General features: G+C 74.9%; 11 protein-coding genes. 8 read left to right on the forward strand and 3 right to left on the reverse strand.

Going from position 1 to position 13226, the window contains the following annotated elements:
* Positions 1 to 25: 25 nt before the first annotated feature.
* Together FJQ57_RS05950 and FJQ57_RS05955 are read left to right on the forward strand one after the other, a co-directional pair.
* Positions 26 to 3313: an ATP-dependent helicase gene (locus tag FJQ57_RS05950; RefSeq protein ID WP_139978245.1), complete on the forward strand. Its 3288-nt coding sequence runs from the start codon at positions 26 to 28 to the stop codon at positions 3311 to 3313.
* Positions 3310 to 6516, forward strand: a complete 3207-nt coding sequence (locus FJQ57_RS05955) for an ATP-dependent helicase (RefSeq protein ID WP_139978246.1) — start codon at positions 3310 to 3312, stop codon at positions 6514 to 6516. The genes FJQ57_RS05950 and FJQ57_RS05955 overlap by 4 nt, the downstream gene beginning before the upstream one ends.
* Here FJQ57_RS05955 and FJQ57_RS05960 read toward each other — a convergent pair.
* Both FJQ57_RS05960 and deoD read right to left on the reverse strand, forming a co-directional pair.
* Complete coding sequence (locus FJQ57_RS05960) at positions 6506 to 7585, reverse strand: NAD(P)-binding domain-containing protein (RefSeq protein ID WP_139978247.1); 1080 nt, start codon at positions 7583 to 7585, stop codon at positions 6506 to 6508. The two genes, FJQ57_RS05955 and FJQ57_RS05960, sit on opposite strands and share 11 nt — an antisense overlap.
* Before the next feature lie 15 nt (positions 7586 to 7600).
* Positions 7601 to 8308, reverse strand: a complete 708-nt coding sequence (gene deoD / locus FJQ57_RS05965) for a purine-nucleoside phosphorylase (protein ID WP_139978248.1) — start codon at positions 8306 to 8308, stop codon at positions 7601 to 7603.
* Between the two features lie 45 nt (positions 8309 to 8353).
* Between deoD and nudC the strand changes: the two genes are divergently transcribed.
* Positions 8354 to 9283: an NAD(+) diphosphatase gene (gene nudC / locus FJQ57_RS05970; protein WP_246081609.1), complete on the forward strand. Its 930-nt coding sequence runs from the start codon at positions 8354 to 8356 to the stop codon at positions 9281 to 9283.
* 57 nt (positions 9284 to 9340) lie between these two features.
* On the opposite strand, the gene FJQ57_RS05975 is transcribed toward nudC, so the two are convergent.
* Positions 9341 to 9592 (reverse strand): mycoredoxin, encoded by a 252-nt coding sequence (locus FJQ57_RS05975; RefSeq protein WP_139978249.1) that lies wholly within the window; start codon positions 9590 to 9592, stop codon positions 9341 to 9343.
* 88 nt (positions 9593 to 9680) lie between these two features.
* Here FJQ57_RS05975 and FJQ57_RS05980 point away from each other — a divergent pair, with 88 nt between their 5' ends.
* The 5 genes from FJQ57_RS05980 (at position 9681) to FJQ57_RS22290 (ending at position 13209) form a co-directional block, all read left to right on the forward strand.
* A complete protein-coding gene (locus tag FJQ57_RS05980; RefSeq protein ID WP_139978250.1) occupies positions 9681 to 11723 on the forward strand; it encodes an ATP-dependent DNA helicase UvrD2 in 2043 nt (680 codons plus the stop codon).
* Between the two features lie 144 nt (positions 11724 to 11867).
* The gene (locus FJQ57_RS05985; RefSeq protein WP_139978251.1) at positions 11868 to 12161 is read left to right on the forward strand and encodes a hypothetical protein; all 294 of its coding nucleotides are present in this window, start codon (positions 11868 to 11870) and stop codon (positions 12159 to 12161) included.
* Between the two features lie 169 nt (positions 12162 to 12330).
* A complete protein-coding gene (locus tag FJQ57_RS05990) occupies positions 12331 to 12666 on the forward strand; it encodes a WhiB family transcriptional regulator (protein WP_139978252.1) in 336 nt (111 codons plus the stop codon).
* Positions 12663 to 12887: a hypothetical protein gene (locus tag FJQ57_RS05995; protein ID WP_139978253.1), complete on the forward strand. Its 225-nt coding sequence runs from the start codon at positions 12663 to 12665 to the stop codon at positions 12885 to 12887. Before FJQ57_RS05990 ends, FJQ57_RS05995 begins: the two co-directional genes overlap by 4 nt.
* 148 nt (positions 12888 to 13035) lie before the next feature.
* Entirely contained in the window at positions 13036 to 13209 is a 174-nt protein-coding gene (locus FJQ57_RS22290) for a hypothetical protein (RefSeq protein ID WP_170219290.1), read from the forward strand.
* Positions 13210 to 13226: the final 17 nt, after the last annotated feature.

The raw sequence follows: 13226 nt of genomic DNA on the forward strand, positions 1-13226 counted from the left end.
GGTGGTCGCTGGCACAGTGGCGCCCATGGCCGGCACGCACCCCTCGGGACCCACGCACCGCCTCGTGCGCGAGCACCGCGCCGTCGCCGTGCCCGAGCTCGACGCGCAGCAGCGCGCGGTCGTCGACCACCGCGAGGGGCCGCTCCTGGTGCTGGCCGGACCCGGCACCGGCAAGACCACGACCCTGGTCGAGGCCGTCGTCGACCGGCTCTCCCAGTCCGGCGTGCGCCCCGAGCACGTGCTCGCGCTGACGTTCTCCCGCAAGGCCGCCGAGCAGCTGCGCGACCGGGTGACCGCCCGGCTCGGGCGCACCCTGGCCACCGGGTTGTCCTCGACGTTCCACTCCTTCGCCTACGCGCTGGTGCGCCACCACGCCCCGGCCGACATCTACGCCGCGCCCCTGCGGCTGCTCTCCGCACCCGAGCAGGACGTCGTGCTCCGTGAGCTGCTCACCGACGCCCCCGAGTCGGTCACCTGGCCCGAGAGCCTGCGTCGTGCGCTCGGCACCCGCGGGTTCGCCCGCGAGGTCAACGCGGTGCTCTCCCGGGCGCGCGAGAAGGGCCTCGACGGCGACGAGCTGCTCGCCCTCGGCGCCGAGCACGGCCTGCCCGAGCTGAGGGCCGCGGGCCTGTTCCTCGAGCAGTACCTCACGACCCTGGACCACCTCGGCGCCACCGACTACGCCGACCTCATCCGCCGCGCCACCATCGAGGCCGCCGCCCACCGCGACGAGCTCCGGGCGCGCTACCGCTACGTCTTCGTCGACGAGTACCAGGACACCGACCCCGGCCAGGTCGCGCTGCTGCGCCAGCTCGCCGGCGACGGCGGCAACCTCGTGGTCGTCGGCGACCCGCACCAGTCGATCTACGGCTTCCGAGGCGCCGAGGTGCGCGGCATCCTCGACTTCCCCGCGCAGTTCCCGCGGGCCGACGGCCGGCCGGCCGAGGTCGTCGCGCTGCGGACCACGCGCCGCTTCGGCCCCCACCTGCTGCTCGCCTCGCAGCGGGTCGCCTCCCGCCTGGCCCTCCCGGGCTCGATCCCCGAGGCAGCCAGGCAGGCCTTCCTCGAGCCGCGCTCCGACGCCCCCACCCTCGGCAAGGCCGAGGTGCTCACCTTCGACACCGAGCGCGCCGAGGCCGAGCACCTCGCCGACCTGCTCCGGCGCGCCCACCTCGAGCAGGGGCTCGACTGGTCCGACATGGCGGTGCTCGTCCGCTCCGGCCGGTCCACCCTCCCGCCGCTGCGCCGCGCGCTCGGCGCCGCCGGCGTGCCGGTCGAGGTGAGCCACGACGAGGTGCCCCTGGTGCGCGACCCGGCGGTGCTGCCGCTGCTCGACGCGGTGCGCGCCGTGGTCAACCTCGACAACGCCGACCCCGACCACGTCGACTTCGTGCACGCCTCCCGGGCGGAGTCGCTGCTCCTCAGCCCGCTCGGCGGCCTCGACGCCGGCCAGCTGCGCCGTCTCGGCCGCCAGCTGCGCACCCGGGCCCGCGTCCTCGCCCGTGACGAGTCCGCGTCCACCACCCCGCCGACCTCGCGCGACCTGCTCCGGTCGACCGTGGTCGAGGCCGGGTTCCTCGACGGGCTCGAGGGGCCCGAGGTGGAGCGTGCCCGAGCCCTGTCCGCCCTGCTGCACGGCTGTCGGGCCGAGCTCGACGGCGGTGCCTCGGCCGAGGAGGTGCTCTGGCACCTGTGGTCCGGCACCCGGTGGCCCGAGCGGCTGCGCCGTGCCGTGGAGCTCGGCGGCGGGGCCGCGCGCCGCGCCCACCGCGACCTCGACTCGATCTGCGCGCTCTTCGAGGCCGTGGCCCGGGCCGAGGAGCAACGGGTCCACCTCGGTGTGGCCGACCTGTTCGCGACCCTGGCCGCCCAGCAGATCCCCGCCGACACCCTGGCCGAGCGGGGCGCCCGCGGCGCCGCCGTACGCCTGCTGACGGCCCACCGGTCCAAGGGCCTCGAGTGGCCGCTGGTCGTGGTCGCCCACGTGCAGCAGGAGTCGTGGCCCGACCTGCGGCGACGGGCGTCGCTGCTGCAGCCCGACCGCATCGGCGAGGGCGAGCTGGTGCCGCCGGTGTCCTCGCGCGAGCTGCTGCTGGAGGAGCGTCGGCTCTTCTACGTCGCCTCCACCCGCGCCCGCGAGCGGCTGGTCGTCACCGCCGTCGCCTCGCCAGACGACGAGGGCGAGCAGCCCTCCCGGTTCCTCGAGGAGCTCGGGGTGCCGGTGACCCACCGGGTCGGTCGCCCGCCGCGGCCGCTGTCGCTGGCCGGGCTGGTGGGCGACCTGCGCCGCACCCTGGCCGACCCGGAGACCCCCGAGCCGCTGCGCGACGCCGCGGCCCGGCGGCTGGCCCGGCTGGCCGGCGAGACCGTCGGCACCCGTCGCCTCGTGCCCCAGGCCGACCCGGCCTCCTGGTGGGGCACCCGCTCCCGCACGTGGTCCACCGAGCCGGTCCGCGAGTCCGACCAGCCCGTGCCGGTCTCGGCGTCGGTGCTCGAGCACCTCATGGTCTGCCCCACGCAGTGGTTCCTCGCCCGCGAGGCCGGTGGTGTCGCCCGCTCGCACCAGGCGGCCAACCTCGGCCAACTGGTGCACGCCCTCGCCGAGCGGGTCGCCCGCGGCGACCTCGACGCCGGCGTCGACGGCGTCGAGGTGCTCATGGCCCACGTCGACGAGGTCTGGGACCGCCTCGAGTTCCGCACCCCGTGGGCCAAGGAGCGCGAGCACCAGCGCACCCGCGCCGCCCTCGCGCGCTTCCTGCGCTGGCACCACACCGCCACCCGCACCCTGGTCGGGGTCGAGCAGAGCTTCTCCGCCGTCGTCGACGTGCCCGACCCGACGGTCGAGCCCGGTGGGGCCGCGGCGGACGACCCGACCCTGCGGGTGCGCCTCACCGGTTACGCCGACCGGGTCGAGGTCGACGCCGACGGCGCGGTGGTCGTGGTCGACCTCAAGACCAACCGCTCCATGCCCACCGGTCCGGCCGTGGCCCAGCACCGCCAGCTCGCCCTCTACCAGTACGCCGTCGACGCCGGCGCCGCCGACCAGCTGGTCCCCGACGGCCGGCCGGCCCGCTCGGGCGGCGCCCAGCTGGTCCAGCTCGGCAGCCTCGACGACCGCGAGACCGCAGTGGTCCAGACCCAGGACCCGCCCAGCCCCGACGGTCCCGAGCGACGGCGGCTGCGCGGCGAGATCGGGGTCGCGGCCACCCTGCTGCGCACCGAGCAGTTCCCCGCCGTGCCCGGCCCGCACTGCCGTGACTGCGACTTCGTGCCGGTCTGCCCTGCCCGCAGCGCCGGGTCGGTGACGGCATGACCCCGCGCCCGATCCGCACCCCGGCCGAGCTGCAGGAGGTGATGCGGGCCGCCTACCCCGTGAGCGACCAGCAGTGGGCCGCGGTCAGCGCGCCGCTGGAGCCCGCGGTGGTCGTGGCCGGCGCCGGGTCCGGCAAGACGACGCTGATGGCCGCACGCGTGGTCTACCTCGTCGTCACCGGCCAGGTGCGTCCCGAGGAGGTGCTCGGGCTCACCTTCACCACCAAGGCGGCCAGCGAGCTGCGTCGCCGCATCCGTGATGCCCTCGTCGCCGCCGGGGCGCTCGACGCGACGAGCGGTGGCCACGACGAGACCGACGACGGCCTCGAGCCCACCGTCCTCACCTACAACGCCTACGCCGCCCAGCTGCTCACCGAGCACGGGCTGCGCATCGGGCACGAGCCCGACACCCGGGTCGTGACCGACGCCGCCCGCTACCAGCTCGGCGCTCGCGTCGTCGACCGGCACACCGGCGACGTCGTGCTGCTCACCGACCACCCGCCCACGGCCATCCAGAACCTGCTGGCCCTCGACGGCGCCATGTCCGAGCACCTGGTCGGCCCCGAGGAGGTCCGCGCCTTCGACGCCCGCGAGCGGGCCGGGTTCGTGCGGGCGGTCACCGAGGAGCAGGCGGGCAAGGACCGCAAGACCTACCGCGACCTGCCCGAGAAGGCGATCTCGGCCATCGACCGTCGCGCCGAGCTCCTGGGCCTGGTGGCCGACTACCGCCGCCTCAAGGCCGACCTCGGCCTCATGGACTTCTCCGACCAGATCGCGCTCGGCGCCCGGCTGGCCCAGGAGAGCCCCGACGTCGGGGTGGTCGAGCGCGGCCGGTTCCGGGTCGTCCTCCTCGACGAGTACCAGGACACCTCGGTCGCCCAGGCCACCATGCTCTCCCGGTTGTTCTCGGGCCCCGACGTCGAGCGCGGGCTCGGCCACGCCGTGACCGCGGTCGGCGACCCCAACCAGGCCATCTACGGCTGGCGGGGCGCCTCGGTGAGCAACATCGTCAACTTCGCCGGGAGCTTCCCGCCCGCGGCCGGCGAGCCCGCGCTGTTCCACCTCACGGTGAGCCGACGCTCCGACCACCGCATCCTCGAGGCCGCCAACCACCTGGCCGCGCCGCTCTACGACGCCTACGACCAGGTCGCGCCCCTCGAGGCGGCCGAGGGCGCCGCCCCGGGCGAGGTCCGGGTGGCCGTCCACGAGACCGCCGACGCCGAGCTGGCCGCCCTGGTCGCCGCCGTCCGCGAGCGGCACACGGGCGCCGAGGGCGGGCGCTGGTCCGACGTCGCCGTGCTGACCCGCGACAACGCCCACGCCGAGGGGGTCTTCGACGCCCTCACCGCGGCCGGGGTCCCGGTCGAGATCGTCGGGCTCAAGGGGCTGCTCCGGCTGCCCGAGGTCGCCGAGGTGGTCGCCACCCTCCACCTGCTCCACGACGTCACCCACAACCCGTCGCTGCTCACCCTGCTCACCGGTCCGCGGTGGGCCATCGGGCCGCGCGACCTGCGGCTGCTCAGCCGCCGGGCCACCGAGCTGTCCGGTCGGAGCGCGCCGGGCGACGACCTCGCCCTGGCCGACCAGCTCGCCGAGATCGCCGACGGTGTCGACCCGGCCGAGCTGCCCGCCCTCGACGACGCCCTCGCCGACCCCGGCGAGGCGGCCTACTCCGTCGAGGCCCGCGACCGGTTCGCGCTGCTCGCCGACGAGCTGCGCTACCTGCGCGCCCACGTCGGCGAGCCCCTGCTCGACCTGGTCCGGCGCATCCTCGACGCCAGCGGCGTCGACGTCGAGCTGGCCGCCGCGGTCAGCCCGGCCGCGGCAGCGCGTCGCGACAACCTCGACCTGTTCGTCAAGGCCGTGGCCGACTTCCAGGCCGTCGACGGCGAGGTCACCCTGCCGGCGCTGCTGGCCTACCTCACCGCCGAGGACGACCAGGGCAACGGCCTCGACCTGGCCACCCCCAGCGAGGCCGACTCGGTCAAGCTGCTCACCGTCCACCGGGCCAAGGGCCTGGAGTGGCCGGCGGTCTTCCTGGTCGGGGTGTGCGAGACCCGCTTCCCCTCCAACCGGTCGCGCTCGCTGTGGACCTCGGCCCCCGCCGTGCTGCCGGCGCCGCTGCGCGGCGACGCCCCCGACCTGCCGCAGCTGGCCGGGCACGACAAGCCGGCGCTCGAGGCCTACCGCGCCGCGACCAAGGCCCACGACGCCGAGGAGGAGCTGCGGCTGGGCTATGTCGCCGTCACCCGCCCCGCCCACCTCCTCGCGGTCACGTCCTACTGCTGGGGCTCACGCGCCACGCCGTACGGCCCCTCGGCCTACCAGCGCACCCTGCGCGAGCTGCTCGACGCGTGGGGTGAGCCCACCGAGGTCTGGCTCGACAAGCCCGAGAAGGGCACCGCCCACCCGCTCGCCGACCAGGACCCGTCGGTCCCGTGGCCCCCGTCGGGCACCAGCGAGGAGGTCGGCCTGCGGCTCGCGGCGGCGGCACGCGTGGCGGCCGCCGACCCCGCCGCCGTCGACGACGACCTCGACATGCTGACCGCGGCCCGGGTCGCCGACTGGGACGAGGAGATCGAGCGGCTGCTGGCCGAGGCCCACCGCGACCGCGGCGACGTCCTCGACGTGCCGATGCCGAGCAGCCTCTCGGCCACGGCCGTGGCTCGGCTGCGCGATGACCCGGAGGGCTTCGCCCGCGACCTCGCCCGGCCGATGCCCCGGCCCCCGTCGCCGGCAGCGCGGTTCGGCACCCGGTTCCACGCCTGGGTCGAGGCCCGGTTCGGCCAGCTGTCGCTGCTCGACACCGACGAGATCTCGGGCCGGGGCGACGCCGACGTGGCCGACGACGCCGAGCTGGCCGAGCTGGTCGAGGCGTTCGAGAAGGGCGCCTTCGCCGACCGGGTGCCGCTGGCCGTCGAGCCGGCGTTCGCGCTCGTGCTCGACGGGCAGGTGGTCCGGGGCCGCATCGACGCGGTCTACCGCGAGCCCGACGGGTCGGTGCTGGTCGTCGACTGGAAGACCAGTCGCGCCCGCACCGCCGACCCGCTCCAGCTCGCGCTCTACCGACTGGCATGGGCCGAGCTGCACGACCTCCCGGTCGACCGGGTGCGGGCGGGGTTCTACTACGTGCGGACCGGCGACCTCGTCGAGCCCGACGACCTGCCCGGGCGCGCGGAGCTCGAGGTCCTGCTCAGGCCGTGACCCGCTCGGCCGTGCGGTCGAGCCAGGCCGCCACGCCGAGGGCGGCGACCCGTCCGGCGCGGTTGGCCCCGATCGTGCTGGCCGACGGTCCGTAGCCCACCAGCTGCACCCGGGGGTCGGCGACCGCCGTGGTGCCGTCGAGGGTGATCCCGCCACGCGGGCTGCGCAGGTGCAGCGGGCCGAGGTGGCCGACGGCCGGCCGGAAGCCGGTCGCCCACAGCACCGCGTCGACGCGCTCGACCGTCCCGTCGTCCCACCGCACGCCGTGCGGCCCGAAGCGGGCCGGCACCGGCCGCCGTGTGTAGGCGCCGAGCGCGGCCGCGGCCTGCTCCTGCGGCCGCAGGGCCAGCCCGGTCACCGAGACGACGCTGGCCGGCGGCAGGCCCCGGCGTACCCGCTCCTCGACCAGCGCCACCGCGGCTCGGCCGACCTCGGGCGTGAAGTCGTCGGAGCGCCAGACGGGCGGGCGCCGGGTGACCCACACCGTGTCGGTCACGAGCGCGACCTCGCCCAGCAGCTGCACGGCCGAGGCGCCCCCGCCCACCACGAGCGTGCGGAGCCCCCGGAACGCCTCCGCACCCGGGTAGTCCGCGGTGTGCCACTGCGGCCCGGCGAACGTCTCGATGCCCGGGTAGTGCGGCACGAAGGGCTGGGTCCAGGTGCCGGTCGCGTTGACCAGGGTCCGCGTCGTCCACGACCGCCGGCCGGCCTCGACGCGCAGCAGGTCCTCACCGGCCTCGACCACGCGGTCGACCCGCACCGGTCGCACCACCGGCAGCCCGTGCTCGCGCTCGTACGCCGCGAAGTACGCCGGCACGGCGCGGTTGGCCCGCTCGTCGGGGTCGAGGTCGGGGTCGGGCGCGCCGGGCAGGGCGGCGACGCCGTGCACGTCGTGCACGGTGAGCGAGTCCCAGCGGTGCTGCCAGGCGCCACCGGGGGCCTCGTCGGCGTTGAGCACGACGTGGTCCAGGCCCCGCCGCTGCAGGTGGTACGACGCCGACAGCCCGGCCTGGCCGGCGCCGACGACCACGCTGTCGAGCACCCGGCTCGGGTCGAGCGTCCCCGTCATGCCGGGACAACGCTCCTAGCCCGCGGTTTGCTCCCCGAGCGCGGCGGTGAGCGCGACCTCGACCATCCGGCCGAAGGTCTGCTCGCGCTCGGCCGCCGTGGTCTCCTCGCCGGTCACGACGTGGTCGGAGACCGTGCAGATGGCCAGCGCCCGTCGGCGGTGCCGGGCGGCGAGGGTGTAGAGCGCGCTGGCTTCCATCTCCACGGCCAGGGCGCCGTGCTCGACCATGCGGTCCACGAGCTCGGGCCGGGTCGGGTAGAAGGAGTCGCTGCTGTAGATCAGTCCCACCTTCGCCTCGGGCGCCGCCGCGGCGGCGTCGCGCAGCAGGCCGAAGTCGGCGACGGGGGCGTAGTCGAGCCCGCCGAAGGTGATCCGGTTCATCGAGGAGTCGGTGCAGGCGCCGGAGGCGATGACGAGGTCGCGCAGGGCGAGGTCCTCGGTCAGCGCACCGCAGGAGCCGACGCGCACGATCGTCGCGACGTCGTAGGCGGTGAAGAGCTCGTGGACGTAGATCGACATCGACGGCTGCCCCATGCCCGAGCCCTGCACCGAGACCGGCTGGCCGCGCCAGGTGCCGGTGTAGCCGTACATGCCGCGGACCTCGGAGTGAGAGGTCGCGTCGTCGAGGAACGTCTCGGCAATCCACCGGGCGCGCAGCGGGTCGCCGGGCAGCAGCACGACGGGGGCGATCACGCCGGGCTCGGCGCCGATGTGGGTGCTCACGGGGCCCCACCCTAGGAGGGGCGCGCGCGGTCCTAGTCTCGGGACGTGAGCACCCCGACCTACCCGCACCTGCGCCTGAGCGCCGGCGCGCACGACCGGCTCGGCACGCACCGCAAGGACGACGCCTGGCTCGACATGCGCTGGCACGACCGCCGCTCGCAGGTCCTGGTCGTCTCCGGCACCCGGGTCCGGCCGGTGGACGGCGCGCTGCCCTGGGTCGAGCCGGGCGAGGCCCCCGAGGGCGTCCGGGTCCTGCTCGGCGAGCGCGACGGCACGACGTACTGGGCGGTGGTCACCGGGCCCGAGGTCGCCGCGGCGGCCGAGGGGGAGTGGTACGCCCTGCGCGGCCTGCTGCCCGCCCTGGCCGGCGACGGCGCCACCGACGGGGCGTTGGTGCTGCACGCGCTCGGCCTGGCCGAGTGGCTCTGGGCCACGCGGCACTGCCCGCGCTGTGGACGCCCGCTCACGTCGGCCGCGGCCGGCCACGAGCTGGTCTGCGCGAGCGAAGGCGGCTGCGGCCGCACGCAGTTCCCGCGCACCGACCCGGCGGTGATCATGCTGGTCAGCACGGGCGAGCCGGGCAGCGACGACGAGCGCTGCCTGCTCGGCCGCTCCCCGGTCTGGCCCGAGGGTCGCTTCTCCACCTTGGCCGGCTTCTGCGAGCCGGGGGAGTCGCTGGAGGACGCCGTGCGCCGGGAGGTCGCCGAGGAGTCCGGCGTCGTCGTCGGCGAGGTCACCTACTTCGGCAACCAGCCGTGGCCGCTGCCGCAGAGCCTGATGCTCGGCTTCCTGGGGCGGGCGGAGACGACCGAGATCGACCTCGGTGACCACGAGCTCGAGGACGCCCGCTGGTTCACCCGCGCCGAGATGCGTGACCAGGCCACGGCCGGGTCGCTGGTGCTCCCCGGCGGCGTCTCGATCAGCCGCTCCCTCATCGAGCACTGGTACGGCGGCCCGCTCCCCGGCTCCTGGTGAACGCTGACCCGCCGTGGACTCACGACGGGTCAGCGGGGTGGGGCTGCGGAGGAGGGGTCAGGCGAGGGCCGCGACCTTCTCCTTGACCTGGGCCAGGGAGGGGTTGGTCTGCGAGGTGCCGTCGGAGTAGACCAGGGTCGGCACGGTCTGGTTGCCGCCGTTGGCCGACTCGACGATCTGCACCGCGTCGGGCTGCTGCTCGATGTCGACGATGTCGTAGGCGATGCCCTCGTGGTCGAGCTGGCTCTTCAGCCGATGGCAGTAGCCGCACCACGGCGTGGTGTACATCGTGAAGCTCGCGTCGCTCATGTCAGGAGTGTCCCCTCCGGCGTCTAGGGTCGGACCGTCCGGTCCCCGGCACTCGATCCAACCACCGGCAGAGGAGTTCTGTTCCGCGATGCCCGCCCCTGACCTGCTCGCCGCGCTCGACCCCGAGCAACGTCAGGTGGCCGAGACGCTGCGCGGTCCGGTGCGGGTCCTGGCCGGTGCCGGGACCGGCAAGACCCGGGCGATCACGCACCGCATCGCGCACGGGGTGGCCACGGGGGTCTACGCGCCGACGGAGGTCCTCGCGGTCACCTTCACCACCCGCGCGGCCGGCGAGATGCGCGGGCGCCTGCGCTCGCTGGGCGCGCCGACGGTGCAGGCCCGCACCTTCCACTCCGCCGCCCTGCGCCAGCTGCGCTACTTCTGGCCCCACGTCCACGGCACCGAGCTGCCGACGCTGACGGAGTCCAAGATCCCGCTGGTCGTCGGGGCCGCACGCAGCCTGCGGGTCCGCTCCGACCAGGCGATGCTGCGCGACCTCGCCTCGGAGATCGAGTGGGCCAAGGTCAGCAACGTCCGCCCCGAGCAGTACGCCGAGGTGGCGCAGGCGCGCGGCCGGTCGGTCGCCTCCCTCGACGGCGAGCTGGTGGGCCGGTTGATCGCGGCCTACGAGGACGTCAAGCGCGAGCAGGGCCGCATGGACATGGAGGACGTCCTGCTGCTGACCGCCGGCCTGCTCGCCGACGACGAGCGGGTGGCGGCCCAGGTGCGCCGGCAGTACAAGTGGTTCGTCGTCGACGAGTTCCAGGACGTCTCGCCGCTGCAGTCGGCGCTGCTCGACCTCTGGCTGGGCGGCCGCGACGAGATCTGCGTGGTGGGCGACCCGGCCCAGACCATCTACTCCTTCGCCGGGGCCGACGCGACCTACCTGCGCGACTTCCCGGCCAAGCACCCGCGCACCACCTCGATCGAGCTGGTCCGCAACTACCGCTCGACCCCGCAGGTCGTCACCGCGGCCAACACCCTGCTCGCCGGCACCGGGTCGGCCGGCGTCGAGCTGCGCGCCCAGCGGCCCGGGGGAGCGGCGGTCTCCTACGCCGGCCACCCCGACGAGGTCGCCGAGGCCGGCGCCGTGGCCCGCGAGGTCGCCCGCCAGCGCGGCACCGGTCGTCCGCTGGCCGAGATGGCGGTGCTGTTCCGCATCAACGCCCAGTCCGAGGCCTACGAGCAGGCCCTCACCGACGCCGGCATCCCCTACGTCATCCGGGGCGCCGCGCGCTTCTTCGAGCGGCCCGAGGTCCGCGAGGCCGTCACCCGGCTGCGCGGCGCCGCCCGCGGCGGGGCGGCCCCGGCCGACGACGACACCTGGGTCGACCTGGTGCGCGACACGCTGGCCGGCATGGGCTGGCGGCCCGACCCGCCCGAGGCCCGCGGCCAGACCCGTGACCGCTGGGAGTCCTGGCAGGCCCTGGTCAGCCAGGCCGAGACCTTCGCGGAGGGCGCGCCCGGGTCCGACCTCGGGGCGTTCGTCGACGACCTCGACCGACGCGCGTCCGAGCAGCACGCCCCGGTCGCCGAGGGCGTCACGCTGGCCACCTTCCACGCCGCCAAGGGCCTGGAGTGGGACTCGGTGTTCCTCGTCGGGCTCCAGGACGGCACCCTCCCGATCACCTACGCCCAGACGCCCCAGGCCGTCGAGGAGGAGCGACGACTGCTCTACGTCGGCATGACCCGGGCCCGCCTCGACCTCGCCCTGTCGTGGGCCCAGGCCCGCAACCCCGGCCAGGCGGCCCGCCGCAAGCCGTCGCGGTTCCTCGACCCGCTCCTGCCCGACGCCGACAAGCCGCCCGCGCGGCGCAGCACCCGCGGTGTGCGCACCTGCGTCGAGTGCGGCAAGCCCCTGGCCGGCGAGAAGGGCAAGCGCCGCTGCGCCGAGTGCCCGGCGCCCTACGACGAGGCCCTCTTCGAGCGCCTGCGCACCTGGCGACTGGAGCGCTCGCGCGAGGAGGAGATCGCGCCGTTCATGGTCTTCAGCAACGCCACCCTCGAGGAGCTCGCCGAGCGCCGGCCGCAGTCGCGGCACGCCCTGAAGTCGATCAGCGGGGTGGGGCCGGGCAAGCTCGACAAGTACGGCGACGACCTGCTCTCGCTGGTCGCCGAGCAGCCCGCCTGACGGGTCCCGCGAGGAATTCCGAGACAAAGTCATAAAATAGTTTGCTCCTTACACCGGAGACGCCGTAGCGTTCCCGTTACAGCAACCCGCGCACCAGGGCACTGACAACGCCCGCGCCAGAGTCCGCCCCAGGAGGTGACCCCCATGGAGAACACCACGATGACGACGCCGTTCGCGCCGTTCGCCGACCTTGCCCTGTCCTACGACAGCTGCGTCCGCGAGCGCTTCGCGTCCGAGTTCGGCATGCCCAGGGGCGCCGCCTTCCGTGGCGACCTCGTCGGTCGTGCGGCGTGGATCCCGGGCACCGGTCTGTCCATCGAGACGCCGGCCACCGGCACCACCTCGCGCGAGCGCCAGGGCACCGCTGTCAAGGGACACGTGGCTCTCGCCGCCGTCGCCATCCCGGGTACCCCTGCCTGGAGTCCGCCTCTCTGTTGACACACATCAGCAGAGCAGCAGCCTCCAGGCCGCGGAACCCGACACCCGGGATCCGCGGCCTTTCTGTTTCCCCTGCAGTTCTCCACCGCTCAGGAAGCAAGCAATGGACAGCAACACCAGCACCACCAGCACCACCCATCCCGCGATCACAGACGAAAGAGGTGACACCATGACGACCACCACCCTCGAGCGCACCGACGGCACGCTCGTCGAGTTCGTGGCCCCCTCGGGCCTCGGGCACCTCCACGACGAGGCCGACAAGGTCGACGAGTCCCTGCTGCCCTGCCGGGTCAACGACCCCGAGCTCTGGTTCGCCGAGCTCCCGGCCGACGTGGAGTTCGCCAAGGCTCTCTGCCAGGCCTGCCCGGTCCGGCAGCTGTGCCTCGGCGGCGCCGTCGAGCGGCGCGAGCCGTGGGGCGTGTGGGGCGGTGAGCTGTTCCTCCAGGGAACGGTCATCCCACGCAAGCGGCCCCGGGGTCGGCCCCGCAAGGACGCCGTCGCATGAGCGCCGGCGCCACCCTCACCACCACCCAGACCACCGACTCGAAGCGGAGCACCACCATGAACACCATGCACGAAGCCCTCGCGCGCGCCCAGATGGACGCGCGCCTGGGAGAGGCGCAGCAGATGCGGCGCGGCCACCAGATGGCCCGTGCCCGGCGCTTGAGCCGCAAGGCCGAGCGCGCAGCGCAGCAGGCTCGTCTCGCCCTCGCCCGCGCTCTGTAGGACTCCGGGGCCGTCACCTCGGAACACCCATGATCGCGGGTGTCGCACCACCAACTGCACAGGAACCACCAGACCGGGAAGCCGGGTCCGACGTCGTCGGGCCCGGCTTCTCCGGTTCCCGGCCCGACACGGGACCTACGCTGGATCCATGACCGAGCCTCCCACCCTGACCTGCGACTTCTGCGGCGCCCGGGCCGAGGAGGCGGCGACGCTGACGTGGAGCACCAGCGTCGAGAACGGCCGGCTCCGCCGCTACTGCGACACCTGCTCGCGGCGGCACCTGCGCTCGATGGAGGGCAAGCTCGACTCCGAGTTCTGGTGACCCGGTCCGGAGCAGTC

The sequence above is a fragment of the Nocardioides litoris genome (genome assembly GCF_006346315.1).
Taxonomy (GTDB): domain Bacteria; phylum Actinomycetota; class Actinomycetes; order Propionibacteriales; family Nocardioidaceae; genus Nocardioides; species Nocardioides litoris.